Here is a 22154-nt window from a genome sequence, read left to right on the forward strand (position 1 = left end):
GGCTGTTCATCGGGCCACAACCTCATGATTGCTCTCGACCGAGCTGAGCCAGCGCCGGACGAGCGGGGCTGTTGCGTCCCTTCAGTCGTCGTCCGCTCCTCCGCGCTGATCGCCCCCGCGCGCGGGCGAGAGCCGCCCGTCGCGGGGCTCTTCCAGCACCTCCGCGAGGCTCGACGCGATGTCGGCGAGCGCCGTGTTCACCCGGTCCGCGTGCGTCCTGAAGCTCAGGATGCACATCCGCAGCAGGAAGCGCCCCCCGGCCACCACCCCCGTGAGCAGCACCCGCTGTTTTGCGTTCACCCGCGCGAGGAGGCGCCGATTCAGCGCGTCGAGCGCCGGCCCGTCGTCGACGCCGGGCGGGCGCGCCCTGAACGCGAGGAGCGACAGCTCGGGCTCCGCCACGACCTCGACGTGCGCCATCTGCCGGAGGGCGTCGGCCGCGCCGCGCGCAAGCGTGAGCTTCTCGTCGAGCTCGGCCCGGAAGACGGAGGCCCCGTGCATCTTCAGCGGCAGCCACACCCGCATCCCGCGCGCGTCGCGCGACAGCTCGGGGCTGATCGCGCAGAAGTCGACGAGATCGTCCTCTGCCTGCATCGGCGGCATGTACGACGCGGAGAGCGCGTGCGCGCGCCGCAACGCCTCGCGATCGCGCACCGCGAGGCAGCCCGTCCCGTACGGCAAGAAGAGGCTTTTGTGCGGGTCCAGCGTCACCGAGTCGGCGCGCTCGATCCCGCGCATCGCCGCGCGCCCTCGCTCGGTGAGCGCGAAGAAGCCGCCGTACGCCGCGTCGACGTGCAGCCAGAGGCGCTCGGCCGCGGCGAGGTCGGCGAGGGCGGGCAGATCGTCGACCGCGCCGGTGCCCGTCGTGCCCGCAGAGGCGACGAGCAGGAAGGGCGAGAGCCCGCGCGCCCGGTCGCGCGCGACCGCCTCCGCCGCCGCGTCGGGCCGCATGCGAAAGCGCCCGTCCACGGGGATCTCGCGCACGGCTTCCGGCGGAAAGCCGGCGAGGAGCGCGGCCTTCGTCACCGAGTGGTGCGCTTCCTCCGACGCATAGAGGGTCCCTCGCAGGAAGTCCGGCGGGAGGCGTTCGCGGCGCGCGGTGATCACCGCGACGAGGTTCGCGAGCGAGCCTCCCGTCGTAAGGATCCCCCCGGAGCCCTCGGGTAGGCCGAGCATGGCGCAGAACCAGGCGATCACGTTGGCCTCGATCTGCACGAGCAGGGGGGCGGCCTGGAAGACGCCCACATACCTGTTCACCGCGCCGGCGATCAGATCGGCCACCGCCGCGTGAAAGAGCCCGCCGCCCGGGATATACCCCATGTACCCGGGTGATGCGGTGTTCAGGCTCATCGGGATGAGCTTTCCGAAGAGCCTGCGGAGGAGCTTTTCATAAGGCACGCCGCGCTCCGGCAGCGGCTCGCGGAGCGAGCGCGCGAGCCGCTTGCCTCCCCGCGTCGCGTGCATCGGCTGCTCCGGCAGGCTCTCGACGTGCTGCACGATGCGGTCCATCGCGAGCTCGACCATCTCGCGCATGACGTCGCCAGGCAGCTCGAGCGGGGGCGGGCTTGTTTGCGGGCGGTTCCGGCGGGCCAACGCGCGCCATCCTACTTCATCGCGCGCTCCGGGTCGCGCGGCGCTCCGGCGAAGACGTCCAGCAACACGAACCGCGTCGTCAGGGGGCGCCGGCCTGCGATCGACGCCCGAGCTCGGTCATCCGCGAGCTGGCCGGAATGTCACGCGCGTCCGTACCCTCGTTCTCCGTGCGCGACCACCGCGCGCATCTCGCGCTCGGCGTCTTGCTCCCTGATGGTCTCGCGCTTGTCGTGGCTCTTCTTCCCCCTCGCCAGCGCGATCTCGACCTTGGCCAGACCGCTCTTGAAATAGAGCCGGGTCGCCACGGCGGTCATCCCCTCGCGGCCGATCGAGAGGTCGATGCGCTCGATCTCGCGCCGGTGGAGGAGGAGCTTGCGGGCGCCCTTCGGCAAGTGGCCGAAGGCGGCGCTGGCCATCGCGGCGATGCTCACACCGTGCAAGAACACCTCGCCCCGGAGGACCGTGCAGAACGAGTCGGTCAAATCGGCCTTGCCGGCGCGGAGCATCTTCACCTCGCTCCCCTTGAGGACGATCCCCGCCTCGAACCGGTCGCCGAGGTCGTAATCGAAGCCTGCGCGCTTGTTGCGCGCGATGAGCGTCTCGCCCGGTCTGGCCTTTTCCTTCGGCACGAGGGCATCTTAGCACGACGCGCCCGTGCCCCGGCGACCGTGCGGCCGCGCAAGCCATCCTGTCCGGCTATCCCGAACCTTTGCGCGCGAGGAGCGAGGGACGCGCGACGTCATCAGCTGAGCGCGGGCGGGGTCGCCTCAACAGCGGGTGTCGTCGCCGCTCGTAAACTCGGATTGCCTAGGTATCGAAGAGGGCGTCCGGGCGGCTGTCCGCCAGCGCGCCGTGCTCGCTGGCCTCAGCGGACGCCGCCGAGCCCCGCGACGGCAGCCCCACCCGGCCGCATCTGTGCGACGTGCTGACACGCGGCGGCGCAGCGGCGGCACTCTTCGGCGCAGGCCTTCATCTGCGCGTCCCCCTTGAACCTGTCACAGCTCTCGGCGCAGAGCTCGCAGACGCTCGCGCACGCGGCCGTGACCTGGTTGTGATGCGGCGATCCACGCAGCAGGAACGTCGCGGCCGTCTCGCAGATCTCCGCGCAATCCTGCATGAGCTGCATGTGGGAGGGCTCCACGTGGGCGCCTCCCATCTGGAGGCAGTGCTGGATCGACTGGACGCAGATCAACTGACAGCTCTGGGCCTCGCTGGCCGTGTCCACGAAAGCGTCGACCACGGTGGTCCCCTTGTGCGGCATGCATCCCTCCCTTGTTCAACGAGGATTCTCGGTGTCTCGTGAGCTCATCTCCTGCGCGCTCGCACGAGGTGAGGCCGGCCGGCGATCCAACAGAATTGCCGAGCCGACCGGGCTCGTCATGTCGGAGCGCTCCGCAACCGCGGCTCGGAAGGAGGCTGAACGAGCATCCCATATCCCGGATGCGTTCGTGCCATCCTGCGCGTTCGTGCGTCTGGGCTGCTCCCAGGGCGGCGCCTGGACCAGGGCTGGGCGGATCGGATCCTAGAGGGACGACGGGAGGGAGCGCGTCCGTCCGCTGCTCACTTCCTCGGCGCGACGGCGATGGTGCCCTTGATCATCCCCATGCCGCACTCGAACTTCAGCTCCCCTGCCTTCAGCTCGGGGAGGTCGATGGTCACCGGCTGTCCGGTCGGCAGCTCCTTGCGGATGCCGAGGCTCGGGAAGACGACCTCCCTCGTGCATTCACCGCTGTCGTGGCGGACGAGCCTGAGCTGTAGCCGCTCGCCCTCGACCGCGGCGATCTTGTCGGGCACGAACGCGCCGTGGACCATGATCTCGACCACGCGCGGGGCCTTCTGTGGCTCGGCGCTCGCGGGCTGCGAGCAGCCGAGCGCCGAGGCGACCGAGGTGATGCCGAGCGCGATCGAGAAGATTGCGTGCGTGATCTTCATGAGAAGCTCCTTTCAGGTGCCGCGGGAAGACGCGCAGGCCTCCGCGGCATTACAGTCGAGCGTGGGAGCTCGGCTCGCCTGCCGGGATCGGCGCAGCCGGAGGGAGCTCAGGGGCGCAGCGGGATCGCTCGGCTCCTTCGACGAACGCGGCGGCTCCTTCGCCGTGTAATGAACCTCGATGGCCGCGTCTTCGGGGATGAGCGGCCCGTGGGTCGCCGAAAGGAAGGCGTCATGAAAGAGACCACGCTCCAGGTGGGCGGGATGAGCTGCCCGTCCTGCATTCGTCACATCGACAGCGCGCTTCGCCGGCTCGGCGGCGTCGACGAGATCGACGTGCGCCTGCGCGAGGGCATCGTCGTTGTGCAGCACGACCCCGCGAGCGCGCCCGTGGCTGCCCTCGTCGAGGCCGTGCGCGGGGCCGGCTACGACGTGCGCCCCCGGGCCGCCTGAGCGCCCGCCGCGCCCGGGGCTCGTGGCCTGATGAGGATCACGTCACGCGCTCCGGCGGGCCGTCATGGTAGACTGGAGGGCGTGTCTTCTCGCCTGCGAGCCGGTTCCAAGGACCGCGGACCGGCCAGCGAGGAGCGATCGCCACGAAGTATCCTGGGCGCGGAGGCCGGGCTTCTAGCCGGAACGCCGGAACAGGTTCACCAGCCGCGTGAGCAGCCCCGGCTTCGCGGCCGGTGCGCCCGCCGCCGGCTCCGCCTGGTCGCGCCGTGCTGACCTCGGCGCGGCGTCTCGGGGTTTCGCCGCAGCGGCGTCTCGGGGTTTCGCCGGAGCGGCGTCACGGGGTTTCGCCGCAGCGGCGTCACGGGGCTTTGTCGCAGCGGCGTCACGGGGCTTTGCCGCAGCAGGCGCCATGGGCTCCTCATGGGCGGCGTCCGCGCGCTGGTCCGCGGTGCGCTCGGCCGATCGGCTCGGTGCCTGTTTTCCCGCCTTCTTTTCGGCTTGCGCCTGAACTCTGGCCTTCATTGCCTCCTTGGCGGTGAGCGCGGGCTTCTTCTTCCGCGGGAATGCGGCGCTCGGGGGAGGCACCCACGCGGCGTCCCGGCGCGGCTCGGGAGGCGCCGTCGCCTCCGGCGCCGGCGCCGGCGGAGTCGGCGCCGCGCTGCGCGTCTCGGCGTGCTGTGGCTGTCGTGACGCCTTGCGGGAGGAGGAGGCGTTGGCCTCTCCGGCGGCAGGCGAGCGCTTCGCCTCGGCGAACGCGGCGCTGCGCTCCGCCTCGTTCTGCGCGGGGTCCGCGGCGGCGGCCGCGCGCTGCTCTCGCGTGGCGGCGCCTGTTGCTGGATGGGCCGCGGGCGCACGGGTCTTGGAAGCGCCCCCGGCGCCTGTCCGGCCGCGCTGCGCCGCCCCATCCCGCGCCCACCTGGCCTTGTCCGGCGAGCGGCGCTCGGCCGATCCGTTGCCGCGCGCCCCGCGCTCGTCCGGCCCGCTGTCGCGCACCCCGCGTTCGGCCGAGCCGCCGTCGCGCGCCCCGCGCTCGTCCGGCCCGCTGTCGCGTCCTGCGCGCTGGTCCGGCCCGCGCTCGCGCGCTCCACGGTCGGCAGGTCCACGCTCCATCGGCCGCGCCGGGCGCCGCGGCGGCGGCTCCTGCGCGGGCGCTGGCGTGCGCGGCCGGCGCATGTCGATGACCCGCGGCGGCCGCGATCGAGCGGGCGCAGCCTCGGCGGGTGCAGCGGGCGCAGCCTCGGCGGGTGCAGCGGGCGCAGCCTCGGCGGGCGCCGCAGCGGGTGCAGCGGGCGCAGCCTCGGCGGGCGCCGCAGCGGGTGCAGCGGGCGCAGCCTCGGCGGGCGCCGCAGCGGGTGCAGCGGGCGCAGCCTCGGCGGGCGCAGCAGCGGCGGTCGGCGCCGCCACGGCGTCCGCCGCGCTCACCGTCGTGCCGCCGGAAGAGGCCTCCACGCCCGCCTCTGCCGCCCCTCCGGCGGCTTCCGTCGCGCTCTGGTCCGTCGCGCGCCCCTCGACGGGCCCCGCGCTCTCCGGTTGCCCCTCCCCGTTTTCCGCTGTGCTTTGCTCGACCATGGGCCCCTCCATAGCGTTGTCCGGCGCTCCGCGAAACCGGATCTCACCGCTTCCCTCATGGCCGAGGGCTCCGTCGCGCCATTGTGGCAAGCCGGCTCGGGGCGCTCGGCCCCGGCCGGCTTGCCTGGCGTTCCGGCTACTCGCCCAGGTAGGGGACGAGGTTGACGGTCTCGCGGTCGAGCTGGTGAATCCCGAAGCGGCCGGCGGCGAAAAGGACCTCGTCCCCGCTGGTCACGAACCGCTCGGGCCAGCCCCAGAGGGGGAAGAACGCCTGTGCCTTCGGCGACTCGGGCTCCTCGAGGGAGATCGCCAGGGCGCCGCCCGGCACCTCGAAGAGCGCCCGCATGTCCTCGGTGTGGCGCAGCGACGCCCACGACGCGAGTCGGACGGTGGAGAGCACGTCGAACCCGGGGATCGCGGGGTTCTCGTCCTCGTTCTCCGGCTCGGGCGGCGGCGCTTCACCCGTCGGCGAGAGCGTGGTCAGCTTCTGGTTGGGATCCCAGCCGGCGTACCACCCGTTGCTCGGGCGCCAGATCAGGCTGTGGGAGAGGACGGGCAGCCCGCGGCCGTCGATGGAGATCGCGTTGACCTGGCGATCCGGGAACTGCTGGTACTCCTGCAAGTACGCGAGCCCCTCCTGCACCTCGAGCCGCGCTATCGCCGTCTCGATGAACTGCTGGCCCCACACCCTGTCCCTCGCATAGATCGACGTGCCCTGGATCGCGAGGACCTCGCCTGGCACGTTGATCCCCGGATCGAGCGCAGGCTGCGACGGCTCGGTCAGGTCGAGGTGCGTAAGGAAATACTGCGTGTGCGGGCGCGGATCGTCCGGCGCGCGCCCGGCGACCGAGCGCTTGATGTTGAAGTAGAGCTCCCCGTTGTCGTTGAGGACGTTCACGGTCTCGCTGTCGTCAGGCAGCGCGACGGCCGGCGCCACGGTCGGGTGGTCCGGGTCGGAGAGGTCGACGACGTGGACCTCGATTTGTGCCCAGCTCCGGCGCGGGACGTACTCATAACAATACGTCGACGTGATCCCCACGATGTCGTTCCGGTCGACCTCGACCGGCGTGCAGCTCGTGTCCGCGCCTGGGTGGTCCGTGCACTCCGCGAACCCGCCGTTGCAGTACTCCTCGCCGCCGATGTTGCGGCACGTCCGCTCCCCGGCCATGTACGTGCAGCCTTCCTGCCCGAAGCAGCCCGGATCCTCGACCGAGCTCGTCCGGCACGCCCAGCCGACCCCGAGGTCTTCGGAGTGGCCGATGACGCGCAGGAAGGCGAGGGCATCGCGCCCCGGGTGCACGGTCTGGAACGAGCTCGCCCCGCCGTAGTAGCCGCCCGTGGCGGGGAGATCGCTCGTGTCGAGCGTGCCCGCCCGCCGCGGCTGCGTCGGATCGGACAGATCGATCACCTCGATGTGGGTCACCTTGCCGACCCAGTTCTCGAAGGTGGTGGTCAGCGACACGAGCAGATCGCCCACCTGATGGAGCTGCGCGTCGGCCGGCAGATCGAAGGTGGCGATCGGCTGCTCGAGCTGGGTGAGCCCGGCGCTCGAGACGACCTCCGCCGTCATCTTCCGGTCCTCGACGGGGGTCCAGTAGAGATCGTAAGGCATCTTCACGCGGACGCGGTGCTCGCCGAACGCGAAGACCTTCACGTAATCCGGGGCGAGATCGAGGTGCCCGAGCTTCTCGGGCGTGTCGAGCTTGTCCTGCGCATAGAGGGTGAGCTCCTCGTCGGACACGTTCGCGGTGGCGGTGTCCTCGGCGCGGAACGTGCGGCGCACGGGGGTCCCGTGCTCCATCACGCCGCGTCGGGTCAGCGTGGTGTCCGAGAACGTGAAGATCTGCACGCCGGAGAACGGTCGCCGGGTGTTGTCCACGATCCTGCTCGCGGAGAACGGGAGCAGCACGAGGCCCGTCTCGGGCTCTCCGGTCGGCGCCACGGCGTCCACCGCGTCGTCGAGCACGGTGAACGCGCGGTGGTCCCAGCTGGCCTCGGACCAGCTCCAGCCCTGGGCGCCGCCGTCGACCTCGGCCCGCGCCAGGAGGGGATCCTGACGGGTCAGATCGGTGATGTCGTAGAGGCTGGCCGCGAGCTGCCGGCCGTTCTGATCGTTCACGCCGATGCCGATCAGGCGACTCGCGCCGAGGACGGGGCGGAAGAAGTCGTTCCACCCGGACACGACGAACTCGCTCTCCTCGGTGACGTTCCCGCTCGGATCGATGGAGAAGGCGTGGAACGGATCCTGGCGCCGGTAGGTGACCGCGAACGCCCTGTCATCCAGGAAGATGGCGCCGTAGAGCGACTGGTCGGCGCCGAACTCCTCGCTGTCGATCGGCACGATGTTGTCGGGATCGGCCGCGTTCCACGTCTCGAGGTAGCTGGGCGACCCGTCGGCCCACCGCGGGCCGGAGAAGACCCGCAGCATGTCGTCGCGGAAGTCCATGTGGAACTGGGAGCGCACGTAGCTGGCCGCGCTCACGGTGTCGCGCAGCACCATGGACCCGTCGCGGCTCGAGATGTCGATGATCGAGATCTCGCTGGGATCCTCCGACCAGCTGCCGCCGTTGCGCGCCACGAGGAGCACGTCCGCCTCCGCGTGGATGGCGGTCACGGTGTCGCCGAGCTCGATCTCGCTCCGCGGGACGAGCGCCTCGACGCCGACATCGAAGCTCCGGACCAGGGTCTTGTTGACCCACTGGAATTGCCCGGGGTTGATCTCCTGGAGCTCCGATCCGTTCGACGCGATGTAGAGCGAGCTCGCGCTCTCGCCGCGCGCCAGGCGGCTCGTCATGATGGCGCCCGTGACCGGGTATTGCGACAGGAGCTTGGGCGCGGCGCGGTCGGCGATATCGATGAACAGGACGGTCCCGCCGGTCCGCCGCTCCACGGTGAGGCCGTCGGCCTTGAGCTGGTAGCCGGCCCAGTCGTTCAGGAGCACGACAGCGCGGTCGCCGACGACGTACATCTCGACCGGGGTGCCGGCGATCTGCATCTGACCGAGGAACTTCGGGTCCGCCGGGTCCGCTATGTCGATGACCTGAAGGCCTCGGTAGGTGTTGAGGTTGAGGAGCTGCCCGTCGCCGAGGACGCGGTAGATATCGCCCTCCTCGAGCTCGCGGCTCTCTTCCTCTTCTTCCTCCTCCTCTTCCTCTTCTTCCTCCTCCTCGCCGAGGAACCCCTCAGTGAACGGATCATCGGCCGACACGAAATCGGTGGGCCCGGCCGGGGTATCTGGCTCCTCCTCGTCGGGCTCTTCCTTGGGAGGGTCGGGATCGGGCTCTTCTTCCTTCGGAGGGTCCTGGTCCTGTTCTTCCGGCGGGGTTTGCTCCTGGGGATCGGGCTTGTTGTCGCTCCCGCATCCCTGTCCGAGCAGCAAGAGGACCGCGGCCATCACGCTGGCCTGCGCTGACAGCACGCCTCTGAATAGTGCTCTTCTGTTCGCCACTGCGACTCCTCCCTGCACCTCGCCTGAGGTGCGGAGACTGCGAAACATCGATGGGCCTTGCACGGTTCAACGTGGTCGAAACGTCACGGTCCGAGGGCGGCGGTGCGGCGAGTCTCCGGCGCGCGGTCGAGGGCGCGTCCGGCACGGCGCAGCCCGCGATCGATCCGGTCCTCGCGACCTCGCGCTACCGCGGACCGTGAGCTTGCATCCAGCGGAGTATCCACCTTCTGGAAGGCCTGCTCAATGTGGAATGTTGTGGCGAAACGGAGGCAGAGCGGGTCGCCCTGCGTGATCGAGGACGGCACCCCGCGCGGGGGAGCGCTGAACGCTCACACGTGGCGGCGTCTGCCCACACGTCGGGCGGCGCTGGCCGCCGTCCGCGCTGTGCAGCGCCGGGGCGCTCGCCCCTGGCGCCGGGCGGCGTCTGCGCAACCCTGTGCTCTGTGCCTGGCGATGACGAGCCACGCCCGCGGTCCACTGGCGTTCTCCGCTCCGCGTCGTCGCGGTGACGAGGACGGTGCTCCTGCCGTGACCGCTCGTGCAGAAGGCCAGAGCAGCGGAAACATCGGAGCTTGCTGGGGGTAAGGAGCGCGCGCTTGACGTCGGCGGCGCGCGGTCATCTGCTCTGGCCATGGCGTTCCTCGACGATCTGAAGGACCACCTGGAAGGGATCGCGCAGGCGAGACCTGCCTTCACGCCGGACGTCGCGGCCCACCGACGGCACCTGCTGTCCGCCCTGGAGGAAGTCGAGCGGGGCGGCGCGGCCGACCGAATGGTCCGATGGTATCAGAGCTACTGGGCAGAACGCCTCGCGCCGTTCGCCTCAGAGCTGGGTCGATTGCTCCTCGGCAGCTTCGCCGAGGGCTTACCAGCCGACGAGCTCGCGGCACTGATCAACGTGTCTCTGCGCCGTGCGGTGGGGCTTACCGCCACGACGGGCTCCAGAGTCAATGATCGTGAGCTCGATCGTCTGCAGAAGTTGGCGTCCCAGGCTGCCGATCGGGCTGTGGGCGTACCGAAGCAGCTGGGGCTCGACGTCGCCCAGTACGCCCGTGAAATCCGCGCCGTCGCTCGCGCCGGGGAACGCTGGACCTTAACGCCTATCGGCAAGCTTCTGATCGACCTGCCGACCCGGGATGCCGTCCGATGGCTGCTCACGGTCGAGGCCGTGCAGTCCAGGGGGCGCAACGACGACTGGCGCCTCTCACGCGGCGCTGCCGCCGAGCTGCTGGGGAGCTCGGATGGCGTCGTGGTCGAGGGGCGACTTTCGGGTTGGCCCATAACCCCGGGAACGATGCTACGGCTCTCGAAGATGGGGCTGCTCCTCGTGGAGGACGAGCCGCCCTCGGCCACCATGCAGTTTTTGATCTTGGCCGAGGGGCGCCCGCTGCTAGAGGAGGTCGCCACCGGTGCCAACACGCCTTTCTCCGTCCTCGCGGAGGCGTTGCTCCAGGACGAGACCTCCGCCGTGCTCGGGCAGATTCGCCCTGTCGCCGCGCGCATCCAGAGCGAGAGCGCAGCGGCGGCGACGACGCGGCACGCGCGCATGGTGGTCCACGAGGTCCGAAACGCGCTCGTGCCGGTGCGGGGAGCGCTCGACGACCTCTATCGCGACGCCGAGCGGAGCGGCGCGGGACCCGCCGTCGCGTCCTATCAGGACGCAATAGACGGCGGGATCGACCGGATATTCCGCTTCTTGAGGGACATGCTGAACGTCGCCGCGCTGGGCGCCGAGCCAGCGGAGCCGTTCGACGTCGCGCCGGCCATCGAGGAGGCCCTCGCTGCGGTGGCGGAAGAGTTCGGCGCTCGGATGTCCTTCCCCAAGGGGGGTCCTTTGCCTCCTGTCGTCGGTCATCGCCGTCGCTTCACCCTGGCCATCGTCAACATGCTCCGAAACGCCGCGCAGGCGCCCTCCGAGGCGCCGGCGGATGTGCGGGTCACGGCGGAGGCCGCCGCCGGGGGCGATGAGCTTTTGATCTTGGTAGACGACAACGGCCCCGGCGTGCCAAGCGAGCACCGGCAGGCCATCTTCAGACGAGGGTTCTCGATGCGTCCGGGAGGCACCGGGGAAGGGCTGGCGCTCGTGCGCGAGGTGGTAGAGCAGGAGATGCATGGACAGGCGCGCTGCGAGGAGAGCCCCCTCGGTGGCGCCCGGTTCAGGCTCCGGATTCCAGTACGACAGAAGGTGGAGCAATGAGATCGACGGGAAAGATTCTCATCATCGACGATGATCCGAGCTTCGTGAGGCTCTACGAGAGCCGCCTCGGAGAGGAGGGATACCTCGTCGAAGCGGCGCCCGACGCGAGCGCCGCGCTGGTCATGCTCGAGCAGCCAGGGTGGGACGTCGTCCTGCTCGACCAGAAGCTCCAGGGACGCGAAGGGCCGGACTCAGGGCTCGATCTTCTCGCCGAGATCGGTCGCCGCGCGCCAGCGGCGAAGGCAATCCTAGTGACGGCCTACGCGACGCCGGGCGCGATCACGCGGGCCTTTCAAGAGGGCGTCTACGACTACCTGCAGAAGGACGAGTTCTTCCGGGTTCTCCTGCTCCCCAAGCTCCGGAACGCGATCGAGGTGGTCCGCGCGCGGCAGCTCGGCGAGCTCGACGCGGAGGAGACGGAGGCGACCCTCCGGGAAGCGTGGGCAGCCGTCGAGTCCGAAGTCGACCCGAACCGGAAAGGGAAGCTCCTCGAAGATCTGATGCTGCTCCTCGTGAAGACCATTCCGGGCTTCCGTCAGGCCCAGCCGCGGCGTCGCAACGACGTCGAGGAGATCGACATCCTGATCCGCAACGAATCCACGGACCCTTTCTGGGTGAACGAGCGGACGTCCTACATCCTGATCGAGTGCAAGAACTGGACGAAGCCGGCCGGCGTCAACGAGCTGCGGAGCTTCGTGTGGAAGCTAGAGCGACGCTATGGCCGGTGTCGGCTCGGCCTCTTCGTCGCCATGGGCGGGTTCACGAGCTCGTTCAGGGACGACCTCCGCGGGGAGCGCAAGGACGATCATCTCGTACTCCTCCTCGACCGTGACGACCTTCGCGATCTGGTCCTCGCCTCGGATCGCAACGCCTGCCTCAAGAGGCTCCACGAGCGGGCGATCGTCGAGCTCAACGGCCACTGACAGGGCTGTCGGCTCCCGCGCGTTGCGAAGGGGCACCGGCGGAGCGGCGCCGCCTTCAGGCGGCCTCTTCCTTTTCCTCAGACGGTGCCACCGGCAGCGCCACGAAGAACGTCGACCCCCTCGACACCACGCTCTCCACCCAGATCCGCCCGCCGTGGCCCTCGACGATCCGCTGCGCGATCGCCAGCCCCAGCCCCGTCGAGCGCTCCCCGCCGGTGCTGACCGTCCTCGCCCTCCCGAACGGCCGGAAGATCTTCCCGATGTCCTCCGCCGCGATCCCGGGCCCCTCGTCCTTCACCGACAGGATCACCTCGGCGTCCTGGCCGCGGCCGCCCTCGACCCGGACGCGGATGGTCGTGCCCGGAGGCGAGTAGTGAATCGCGTTGCTGATGAGGTTGTTGAGCACCTGCTCCAGCTTGTGGACGTCCACCTCGATCCGCGGGACGCCATCGTCGCTCTCGACGACGAGCTTCATGTTCTTCTGCCCCGCCAGCACCATGTTGAGCGCCACGTTCGACGCGACGAGCTGCACGACATCCGTGCTCTTCTTGTCGAGGTTCAGCTTGCCGAGCTCGATCATCGACACGTCCAGCAGATCGTTGATGAGCGAGAGCATGAATTTGCTCGAGCTCCTGATCATGTTGACGATCTCGACGCCACCCTCCTTGAGGAGCGAGGACGGCTCCCCGCGCCGCTGGGTCATCAGCATGAAGTCGCTGTAGCCCAGGATGACGCCGAGCGGATTCCTGAGGTCGTGGGCGGCCATGCCGACGAAGCGGTTCTTCTCCTCGTTCAGCCGGACCAGCTCCGCGTTCTTCGCCGCGAGCTCCTCGTGCATCTGGAGGAGCTGCCGGTTGCTCTCCTCCAGCGTGTCGGCATATTGCTTGAGCTTGAGCTGGGTCCTCTTGTGCTCGATGGCATAGCGGATCGTGCGCTCCAGGTTCTGCGCGTCGAACCGCCCTTTCACCAGGTAATCCGCCACACCAGCGCTCATCGCGGCGATGTCGATCTCCTCGTCGCCGACTCCCGTCAGCATGATGATGGGGATCGCGCAGCCGAGGTGGTTGACCTCGCGCACGACGTCGAGGCCCGTCCGGGCGTCGAGCCGGAAGTCGAGGAGGCAGACGTCGTAGCCGCCGGCGCGCAGCGCCTGGATCGCCTCGTCCGAGCTGCTCAGCCACGTCACGTCGTACCGGGTGCGGGGAACGTCGCGGAGGAGCCTCCGCGTGACGAGGTGGTCGACCTCGTCGTCATCCACCACAAGGACCTTGATCTCGCTGTCGTTCATCAGGAGCCTCGACCACGCCGGACATCGGCGATCTGCCGCGAGCAAGCTCTGCGCCACGCCGCGCGGTCCACCGGCCCCGCCCCTTCCAGCGCCGCGGTCATCGTCCTCACCCCGCCCCTCATTGCCGGCGCTTCTGCTCTTCGGCGACGCCCACGAGCGCGCGCGCCAGCGTGATGAGCTGACCCGCGTCGAACGGCTTGACGAGGAACGCCGAGGCGCCGAGGCGCGACAGGCATTGCCAGTCGGCCGCGCCCCCGGTCCCGGTCGCGACGATGATCGGGAAATCCCCCTGCGGCAGCTTTCGCACCGCCGCGGTGAGCGCGATGCCGTCCAGGCCCGGCATGTCGAGGTCGAACACGCCGAGCGACGGGCGGTTCCCCTCGATGGCCGCGAGCGCCGCGGCGCCGTCGGGCGCGGTCTCGATGGCCGCGCCGGGCAGCGCCTCCGCGAGGACGCTGGTGAGGAAGCTGCGGAACGACGGGCTGTCGTCGGCGACCAGGACGCGCGTCGTGCGCGCGTACGCCGCCATGGCGCCGCGCGCGTCGAGCAGCGCCTCGCGCAGCGCCTCCGCGCTCGCCGTGCGCTGCTCGGGCTCCTTGGCCAGCGCCGCGAGCACCGGCGCGTCGAACGACGCCGGGAGGTCAGGGCAGAGCTCGCTGGGCGGGATCGGGGGCTGATATGCGTGCTGCATGACCAGATCGACGGTGCTCGTGCTCTGGAACGGCAGCCGGCCGGCGAGCAGGTAGTAGGCGACCACCCCGAGCGCGTAGACGTCGATGCGCGGGAGCAGCGCGGGATCGAGCTGCCGGCCCAGCGCCACCTCGGGCGCCAGGTACGCCGGGGTGCCGGAGAAGGCGAGCTCGATCCGATCGCCGCGGGGGATCCGCTTGGCGAGGCCGAGATCGGCCACCACCACGCGGAGGGCCTGACCGACGAGGATGTTGCTCGGCTTGACGTCGCGGTGGGCGATGCCCGAGGCGTGGATCGCCGAGACGCCGAGGCAGGCCTGGTCGAGGATGCTCAGCGCCTCGTCGAGGCCGAGCCGGCCTCCCTTGCCGTGGACGTAGGTGTCAAGCGTGACCCCGGGCACGTACTGCATGACGAAATACGGCGCGTTCCCGTACTCGCCGAACGCATAGATCTCGACGACGTTCGGGTGGTGGACGCGCGCCATCGCCCGCGCCTCCGCCAGCAGCCGGGCCTGCATCTGCGCGTTGTCGAGCTGCTCGGGCCGGAGCAGCTTGATGGCGACGTCCCGCTGGAGCTGCTCGTCGCGCGCAAGGAGGATCACGCCCATCGCCCCCTCTCCGAGGCGACCGATGACGCGATAGACCCCTCCCAGCAAAGTGCCGTCGGGTGGCACCTGAACGGGGCTGCCGCCCTCGTGCATGCTCGAGCGCGTGGCGGCAAGCCAGAGGTCCTCGTCGCTCAGGGTCGAGCCGTCGCCCTGGCGTTCAGCCGGCGGCTCCGCCCGCGCGGGGGGTCGGTCGCGTACCACGGTGTCGACGCCCCGCAGGGTATCCGCGACGTCGGGCGCGAGCGGCGCGGCGGGATCGCCGCCGCTCGCGCTTCCGGACCTGAAGCCAGGCGGACCGTCCGCCGCGTCTGCCATGGTGCGCATGATACGTGCCCTGGTCTTGCCTATCAACGAAGAGCGACATCCGCGCAGCTGCGAAGCGCGGTGCACGCAGCGGTCTGACGGCGTGTCGCGGGCGCGTCACGGTCAGGCGGGATGTCGCCGCTGTGGCAGGATGCCACGCTGCGCGGCGACCGTGGCTTAGCGCCGCGCTCGCCGGACGGCCAGGTCGTCGGGCGCTCGGAACCGCTGGTGCGCCTTCGTGTGCGCGGGGCCTGGCGAGCCCGTCCCGGGCTCGCGGCAGCGCGGCGCGGGGCACGGGCGAGCCAGCACGGCGGCAGCGGCGTCACGATCACCTCGGTCGTGGGCTTGCAGGCAGAGCCAGGCCGCATGCCTGCCGTCGGACCTGCCTGTCGGCGGAAAGGCGGTTGCCGAGGGAGTAACCGTCCGTCGATGAGGGGGTTTCTGAAGGCCGACGTGAATCGGAATGGCTATACTCGAATGGCCATGAGGACGCTCTCGGTCGAGTCCGTCTGTGCCGGCGCGCCAGGAGCGAGGAACGGCAGTACAGTGCTGTACAGAAAATGAGTGCTGATGGCTAACGGCTAGCGGATCGATATTGAAGAGAGCTCGACGGAGTCATCTGGCTCCCGCGCTGAGTGAACGGAAAGGTGGCCTGAGCCCTATCGGTCACTCTGGGGGCCATGGAGATCAAGGTGACGATGCATATTCTCGTTGCGGAAGATGACGACGACCTGCGCGAGCTCGTGGTAATGACGCTCTCGGTGGAGGGATTCCATGTGCAGACAGCGCGGCACGGACAAGAGGCTCTGGAGAGGATAGGTGAACACATGCCCGACCTCATCCTGCTCGACATGAAGATGCCGGTCATGGACGGCCGGACGTTCGCGCGGGAGTTTCAGAACCGATACGGCCGGTCGGTGCCCATCATGGTCCTGACCGCGGCCGAGCACGCCGCCCTTCGAGCCCAGGAGATCGGCGCCGCAGGGTGGATCGCGAAGCCCTTTCACTGCGACCAGCTGGTCAGGATGGTACGATCGCACCTTCGCATGTAAGGGGCAGGCGGACGTGGAACGTGCTGCCACGGCCTTCCTCGCTTTCAAACCACATCTCGCCTCCGTGGCGCACCACGATCGCGCGCGACAGGTAGAGCCCCGTCCCCATCCCTCCGTAATCGTGGGGCGTATCGGTGTGGGCGCGATGGAAGCGCTCGAAGATCCGCGCCTGCTTCTCCACGGGGATCCCCACCCCCTGATCGCGCACGGACACCAGGGCGTCGAGCGCGTCCGCCATCCGCACGTCGAGCTCCACCTCGCCGCCATCCGGTGAGTACCGCAGGGCGTTGTCGAGCAGGTGCGCCACGACCCGCTCCAAGAGCTCGCGGTCCCCCTGGAGCACCACGGGCTCGGCGCACGTGACCCGGATGCGGCGCGACCGCGCCCCCTGCTCCAGGCGCGCCGCCATGCGGTCGACAAGCTCCCCGAGATCCACGCGCTCCAGCACCAGATCCAGCCGGCCGAGCTGGACTTGCGAAAGGAACAGCAGATCGGCCACGATCCGCTCGATTCGGTCGGCGCCCCGCAGCAGCCCGTCCAGGATCCGGCGCTGACTCGGCGGCAGCTCCGTCGCCGTGCGCAAGAGCATCTCGGCAAAGCCCATGATCACCGTCACGGGCGTCTTGAGCTCGTGCGCGGCCACGCGGAGAAACTGGTCCTTGAGCCGGTCGAGCTCCACGAGCTCGGTGACGTCCCGCACGACCGCCACCGCGCCCACCACCTGCCCCCCCGCGTCGCGCATGGGCGACGCGCTCGTGTGCACGTGGCGGGTCCGCTCCGCGCCGGGGAGCGAGATCGTCCCCTCATCCAGGGCCACCGTCTCGCCGCCGAGCGCGCGCACGAGCGGCGTTTGCTCCGTTTCGTAGGGCGTCCCGTTCGGGTGGTCGAAGCGGAGCCGCCGCACCAGCTCCGCGATGGGCCCGCGCGCCTCGTCCGGGCTCGCGAGCCCTGCGAGACGCGCCGCCGCATGGTTGGCCAGGGTGACGCGCCCGTCCCGGTCGACGACGAAGACGCTGTCGACCATGTTGTCGAGCACCGCTTTGATCTCCATCTGGCTCCGCTCGAGGTCGGCGTAGAGCATGGCATTGTCGAGCGAGATGGCCGTCTGGGCGCCGAGCAGCTCGAGCACCCGGATCGTGCCGGCCGTGAACGCCCCCGTCGCGACGTTGTTCTCCAGGTATACAAGGCCGCTCAGGCGCGCCTGCCGTACGATGGGGAGGCACAGCAGCGAGTGCGGCCGTCTCCGGGTGAGGTGCTCGTCCGAAGCGAACCGCGTCGCCACGGCGGCCTCGTCCAGGATGACGGGCTCACGCGTCCGCGCGACGTAGTGGAGGATCGACATCGGGAGCGCCGCCGCCGACGCCGGGACGCCCTTGTGGCTCACGACGCGGATCTCCGTCCCGTCGATCGTTGCCTCGGCGTAGACGGCGAGCTCGCCGTCGCGGACCAGGATCAGCGCCCCTCTCTGCCCGCCCGCCTGCTGGAGCACGATCTGCAGCAGCGTCTCGCTGAGCTTCGGCAAGAGGATCTCGGACGAGATGCTCTGCAAGGCTTTGACCACCGAGAGCAGGTCGAGCTGCTCGGGCGCGGCCACGAACGTGGCGGTGAGCGCGACCGATGGTCGCTCGACGAGCTCGGGGTAGCATCGGTCGAGGCTCTGGACTTTGCCGTCGGCGCCCCAGCGGACATAGCAGGAGCGGGCCTCGCGCAAGTAGGTGTCGGCGAAGCGCACGAACCCTCGCGCCCGGTAAAACCGAGATGCGAGCTCGTAGGCAAGCGCTTCAACGTGGACGAAGCCGCTGTCGCGCGCCGAGTGGACGGCCTCTTCATAGGAGCGCATGGCGTCGAGGTCCCGGCCCTCGGTACGGGCGACCTCGGCGGATACCAGGGCGTAGCGGGCCCGGAAGTTCTCGGGGCAGTTGTCGGCCCAGAGCTCCAGCTTCTGCAGTTGCTTCGCGAGCGTCTGCGCGAACTGCCGCTGCTGCTCGGCAGGGGCCTGCGCATAGAGCGCTGTCAGCGTGAGCGCGTGGTAGAAGTGATGCGTTGCCTCGATCGCCATGGATGCCACCTGGTGCAGCGTCGACGTGGCGCTGATCGCGGACTCCAGCGCTTCGGCATCGCGTTCATAAGTGAGTGTCGCGATCTGCTTCATGACGTGGTAGTACGTAATTCCGAGGCCGAAGCCCGCCTTCTTGAGGGCCGCGATAGAGCTCTCCTCGTCGAAGGTGCCGTCGCTGAAGCTCGTGGGCGCCTGCGTCGCTCCCTTCAGGCTCGCTGCAAACTGCTCTTCGAGCCGGAGGACATGGTACACCACGTCATTGTGGGTCTGCCGGGCGAACGCGATGTGCTTCCGCGCGACATCGATGACATGAACGAGCGGCTCTCCGCTCTCCAGAACGAGCCATGTCATGTTGTAGGTCAAGTAGCCGGCAAAGACGAGATCTCCGACGTTGAGGCAAGCGAGAAAGGCCTGCTCCATGAGCGGGAGGCTCGCCGCGAAGCGCCCGCACCAGACCTTGATGACGCTCGCGTTCTGGAAGAGCAGCTTCCCTTTCAGTTTTGCCGTGGCGCTCTTGAATTTTTCATTCAGCCTGAGCGCCATCTCGGAGAACTGAAGCGCGCGCGGGATGTCGCGGTAGATCGAGACCAGCACCATGCCGTAATTACTGTAGATGAAAGAGGACTCCTCGGCGTGCCCGTGCTGTAGGGAGACGCTCACCCCCTTGGCGGTGAGCAGGACCCAGAGCGCCGGTCGCGACGTGTATACGATGGGGAACGATTCGGCGATCAGGCCGATGAGCGCCCGCGCGATCTCGTCGGTGGCTACAGGCGCATCGACGAGGTCGGCGATGGGGCGCCCCCGCAGGTTGATCGAGACCTGCCGGATCTCGGCCTCCGCGGCCATTTGGAGCTCCTCATCGGACTCCGGGAGCGTCACCCCGTAGAGCTGCAGGGCCTGGATCATGACCGCCACGGCGTCGCGGTGCCGTCCGGCGATCTGGTAGAGCCGCAGGCGCAATCGGTACGCCCTGGATCGGTCGGGCTTGGAGCGTGCGTTCTGGAGAATCAGGTCGAACAGCTCGTCGGCCTGCTGGAAGCGGCCGACGAGGTACTCGCATTCGGCGAGCTCCAGGTGGACCGTGAATGCATCCTCGTACCGTGCGCTCCAGGGGTCCGGTGGCAGCAGGGATGTCGCCTGAGCCAGGTAGCTGCGAGCCGACGCGTAGGCCACCGAGGCTTTTGCCTTGGTCCCCGCCAGGAAGTTGAGCCGGCAGAGCGCCTCCTTCTCGCGCGGGTCGGTGAGGAGGTGGGCGCCGTGATTGAGCTGGTTTGCGACATCGAAGACCCGCTCTGCGATCCCCTGCTCTGGCAACCGAGACAAGAGGAGCCGGCCGAGCTGAAGGTGCATCTCGGCGCGCAGCTCCGCCGGGATGAGCGAATAGGCCGCTTCCTGGATGCGGTCGTGGAGGAACTTGTATGTGCTGTCCACGCGGATGACGAGGCCCGCGCGGACGGCCTCCCAGAGGTCCGCGTGCACGTCGTGCTCCACACTGCCGCGAACCATCGCCAGGAGGGCGACCTCGGCGGTATTCCCCAGACAGGCGAGCTGCTTCAGCGCTTCCTGGGTCTTCGCAGGCAGCCGCCTGAGCTTGCCGACCATCAGGTCGACCACGTTGTCGGTGTAGCCCTTTTCGCGGATCTTCGCGACGTCCCACCGAAAGGCTTCCGTGCGCTCGTCGAACTCGATCAGGCGCTCTTCATGGAGCGAGAGGAGGAACTGAATGGCGAAGAAGGGGTTGCCGGCCGTCTTCTCGTAGGCGAGATCGGAGAGCGGCGCGCCGTCTTCGAGGCGGCAGCGAAGCGCCTCGCCGACGAACGCGGCGAGGTGCTCGCGCGGTATCGGGCCGAGCACGATGTTCGAGACGCGCGCGCCACCTCTCCGCACCTCGTCCAACGTCACCAGGAGCGGGTGGGTGGGGGACACCTCGTTGTCGCGGTAGGCGCCGATGATGAGGAGATAGCGCATCTCAGGGTGGGCCAAGAGGTCCTTGAGCAGCCCGAGGCTGGCCGCGTCGACCCACTGGAGATCGTCGAGGAAGAGCGCGAGGGGGTGCTCCTTCTGGGCGAACACCCCGATGAAGCGCCGGAACACCATGCGGAAGCGGTTCTGCGCCTCGGTCGGCGGCAGCTCGGGGACCGGCGGTTGCCGTCCGATGATCAGCTCGACCTGCGGGATCACCTCCACGATGAGCTGGGCGTTGACCCCGAGGACGTCGAGCAGCTGCCGTCTCCACGCCGCGATCCGCTCCTCGCTCTCGGCGAGGAGCTCGATCGCGAGCTCCTGGAAGGCGTGGACGAGCGTGGCGTAGGGGATGTCGCGCTTGTATTGATCGAACTTGCCCGAAAGGAAGAAGGCCCGCTCCCGAATGATCGGCTTATGCAGCTCATGGACGAGCGCGCTCTTGCCGATCCCGGAGTATCCGGAGATGAGCAGGAGCTCCGGCGTCCCCGTGGCGACCACGCGGCCGAAGGCCTGCAGCAAGGCGGCGACCTCCGCCTCTCTGCCATAGAGCTTCTGCGGGATCTGGAGCCGGCCTGTCGTGTCTCGTTCGCCCAGCGCAAACGGCTCCACCCGCCCGCTCGCGCTCCACTCTGCGAGGCACCTCTCCAGGTCGCGCTGGAGGCCGCGAGCGCTCTGGTAGCGATCCTCGGGCATCTTGGAGAGGAGCTTCAGGGTGATGCGCGAGATCGTCTCGGGCACCTCGGGGACGAGCTCCGACGGCGACGTGGGAATGCGGGCCACGTGGCAATGGACCCATTCGACCGGGTCGCGCGCCTCGAAGGGGAGCCTGCCGGTGAGCATTTGGTTGAACGTCACGCCGAGCGAGTAGAGATCGGTGCGGTTGTCGATGGCCCGGCTCGTCCGGCCTGTCTGCTCCGGCGATAGATAGGGCAAGGAGCCCTCGATGAGCCGGGGGGGCTGCGCGCGCTGCTGCTCGCGGGGGAGGCGGGACGCGAACCCGAAGTCGGCGATCCTGACCTCGCCGGAGGCGGGGTTGACGAGGATGTTGCCGGGTTTCAGGTCCTTGTGGATGATGTCCTGCTGGTGAACGTCCGCGACCGCCGCCGCGATGCGGATCGCGAGGGGGAGGAAGCGCTCGATCCCCATGGGCGTCCCGAGCAGGCGATCGAGGGACTGGCCGCCGAAGTCCTCCAGGATGAGGGCCGGCATGCCCTGGTACGTCTCGAGGGCGAGCGGCTTGATGACGGCCCGGGCGTCGAGCAGCTGTCCGAGCTCATACTCGTGCTTCAGCCGCTCGCGGTCCTTCGGGCGGCTGCGCCGCGGATCGAGCACCTTGAGGATCACCGGGCAGCGATCGGCGCTCCTGACCGCACGATAGACGACGGCTCTGCCATCGAGGGAGAGAGGCATGGTGATCGTGTACGGGGAGGCGAGGGGCATGGAGAGGGTTCCTGATGCGCGACACGCTCGGCGAGGACGATGAGGCCGCGCGCGCGGTGCTCCACGGGGCTCGGGCATCGTCGGCCGGGCCGCCGAGCCGGGCCGAGAACGCGATTGAGCGCATCACGCGGGCTCGAATCCATACCAGCCGGGCTCAGCGCCCCGTGCCGGCAGGATCCTGTGAAGACGTGACGGACCGTGATGCCATGCGCTGTCGACATGAGTGTGGATCTTGTGCCTCACGTCGCAGGCGTCATGAGTCTGCGTTCCAAAAATGGAAATGCAGCCAACCAGGCAAGGCGGGTCCGGCTACGCTTGCCCGGACGGCGAGCGCACACCCCGCCCATACGCCCCGCTATCCGAATCCGGCGTCGCGATCGGCCATGGCGGAGCTGTACGACCGCTCCCAGACGAACTGCAGCGGACCCGGCAGCGCGCAGGCCCGAGCTCGCCGGCGCGCCTCACCTCTGCCTCGGTCGCCGTCGGAGGCCTCCCGGGACTCATGGAGGCCTACGCCGCGCCTGTGCCCGATGCCCGGACGCACTGGAGGGAGAGGTGCTCGCGCAGATGCGGCACCCGAACGTGGTCCAGGTCCACGAGGTAGGCCTCGCCGACGATGGGGCCGCCGTGGCGGCGGC

The 22154-nt window shown here is 69.4% G+C and carries 13 protein-coding genes; 4 read left to right on the top strand and 9 right to left on the bottom strand.

Going from position 1 to position 22154, the window contains the following annotated elements:
- Positions 1–81 precede the first annotated feature (81 nt).
- The 4 genes from WME90_RS11805 to WME90_RS11820 form a co-directional block, all read right to left on the bottom strand.
- Positions 82–1593, bottom strand: coding sequence for a pyridoxal phosphate-dependent decarboxylase family protein (locus WME90_RS11805; RefSeq protein WP_437281198.1), 1512 nt, complete (start codon positions 1591–1593; stop codon positions 82–84).
- Positions 1594–1733: 140 nt separating this feature from the next.
- Complete coding sequence (smpB, locus tag WME90_RS11810) at positions 1734–2222, bottom strand: SsrA-binding protein SmpB (protein ID WP_437281199.1); 489 nt, start codon at positions 2220–2222, stop codon at positions 1734–1736.
- Positions 2223–2458: 236 nt separating this feature from the next.
- Positions 2459–2854 carry a four-helix bundle copper-binding protein gene (locus tag WME90_RS11815; protein ID WP_437281200.1) on the bottom strand — a complete coding sequence of 132 codons (396 nt, stop codon included), beginning with the start codon at positions 2852–2854 and terminating at the stop codon, positions 2459–2461.
- Between the two features lie 299 nt (positions 2855–3153).
- Positions 3154–3525, bottom strand: a complete 372-nt coding sequence (locus tag WME90_RS11820) for a cupredoxin domain-containing protein (RefSeq protein WP_437281201.1) — start codon at positions 3523–3525, stop codon at positions 3154–3156.
- A gap of 231 nt (positions 3526–3756) precedes the next feature.
- On the opposite strand from WME90_RS11820, the gene WME90_RS11825 reads away from it, so the two are divergent.
- Positions 3757–3975, top strand: coding sequence for a heavy-metal-associated domain-containing protein (locus WME90_RS11825; protein WP_437281202.1), 219 nt, complete (start codon positions 3757–3759; stop codon positions 3973–3975).
- Positions 3976–4149: 174 nt separating this feature from the next.
- On the opposite strand, the gene WME90_RS11830 is transcribed toward WME90_RS11825, so the two are convergent.
- Both WME90_RS11830 and WME90_RS11835 read right to left on the bottom strand, forming a co-directional pair.
- Positions 4150–5544, bottom strand: a complete 1395-nt coding sequence (locus tag WME90_RS11830) for a hypothetical protein (protein ID WP_437281203.1) — start codon at positions 5542–5544, stop codon at positions 4150–4152.
- 136 nt (positions 5545–5680) lie between these two features.
- Positions 5681–8962, bottom strand: a complete 3282-nt coding sequence (locus tag WME90_RS11835; protein ID WP_437281204.1) for a beta-propeller domain-containing protein — start codon at positions 8960–8962, stop codon at positions 5681–5683.
- Between the two features lie 661 nt (positions 8963–9623).
- Here WME90_RS11835 and WME90_RS11840 point away from each other — a divergent pair.
- Together WME90_RS11840 and WME90_RS11845 are read left to right on the top strand one after the other, a co-directional pair.
- Positions 9624–11189, top strand: coding sequence for a sensor histidine kinase (locus WME90_RS11840; protein ID WP_437281205.1), 1566 nt, complete (start codon positions 9624–9626; stop codon positions 11187–11189).
- A complete protein-coding gene (locus WME90_RS11845; RefSeq protein ID WP_437281206.1) occupies positions 11186–12112 on the top strand; it encodes a response regulator in 927 nt (308 codons plus the stop codon). The genes WME90_RS11840 and WME90_RS11845 overlap by 4 nt, the downstream gene beginning before the upstream one ends.
- 55 nt (positions 12113–12167) lie before the next feature.
- Here WME90_RS11845 and WME90_RS11850 read toward each other — a convergent pair whose 3' ends face one another.
- Both WME90_RS11850 and WME90_RS11855 read right to left on the bottom strand, forming a co-directional pair.
- The gene (locus WME90_RS11850) at positions 12168–13400 is read right to left on the bottom strand and encodes an ATP-binding protein (protein ID WP_437281207.1); all 1233 of its coding nucleotides are present in this window, start codon (positions 13398–13400) and stop codon (positions 12168–12170) included.
- Positions 13401–13518: 118 nt separating this feature from the next.
- Entirely contained in the window at positions 13519–15021 is a 1503-nt protein-coding gene (locus WME90_RS11855; RefSeq protein WP_437281208.1) for a protein kinase domain-containing protein, read from the bottom strand.
- A gap of 659 nt (positions 15022–15680) precedes the next feature.
- Between WME90_RS11855 and WME90_RS11860 the strand changes: the two genes are divergently transcribed.
- A complete protein-coding gene (locus WME90_RS11860; RefSeq protein WP_437281209.1) occupies positions 15681–16052 on the top strand; it encodes a response regulator in 372 nt (123 codons plus the stop codon).
- Here WME90_RS11860 and WME90_RS11865 read toward each other — a convergent pair.
- Complete coding sequence (locus WME90_RS11865; RefSeq protein WP_437281210.1) at positions 16021–21516, bottom strand: AAA family ATPase; 5496 nt, start codon at positions 21514–21516, stop codon at positions 16021–16023. The two genes, WME90_RS11860 and WME90_RS11865, sit on opposite strands and share 32 nt — an antisense overlap.
- Positions 21517–22154: the final 638 nt, after the last annotated feature.

The organism is Sorangium sp. So ce375 (genome assembly GCF_051473855.1).
Classification (GTDB): Bacteria; Myxococcota_A; Polyangia; order Polyangiales; family Polyangiaceae; genus Sorangium.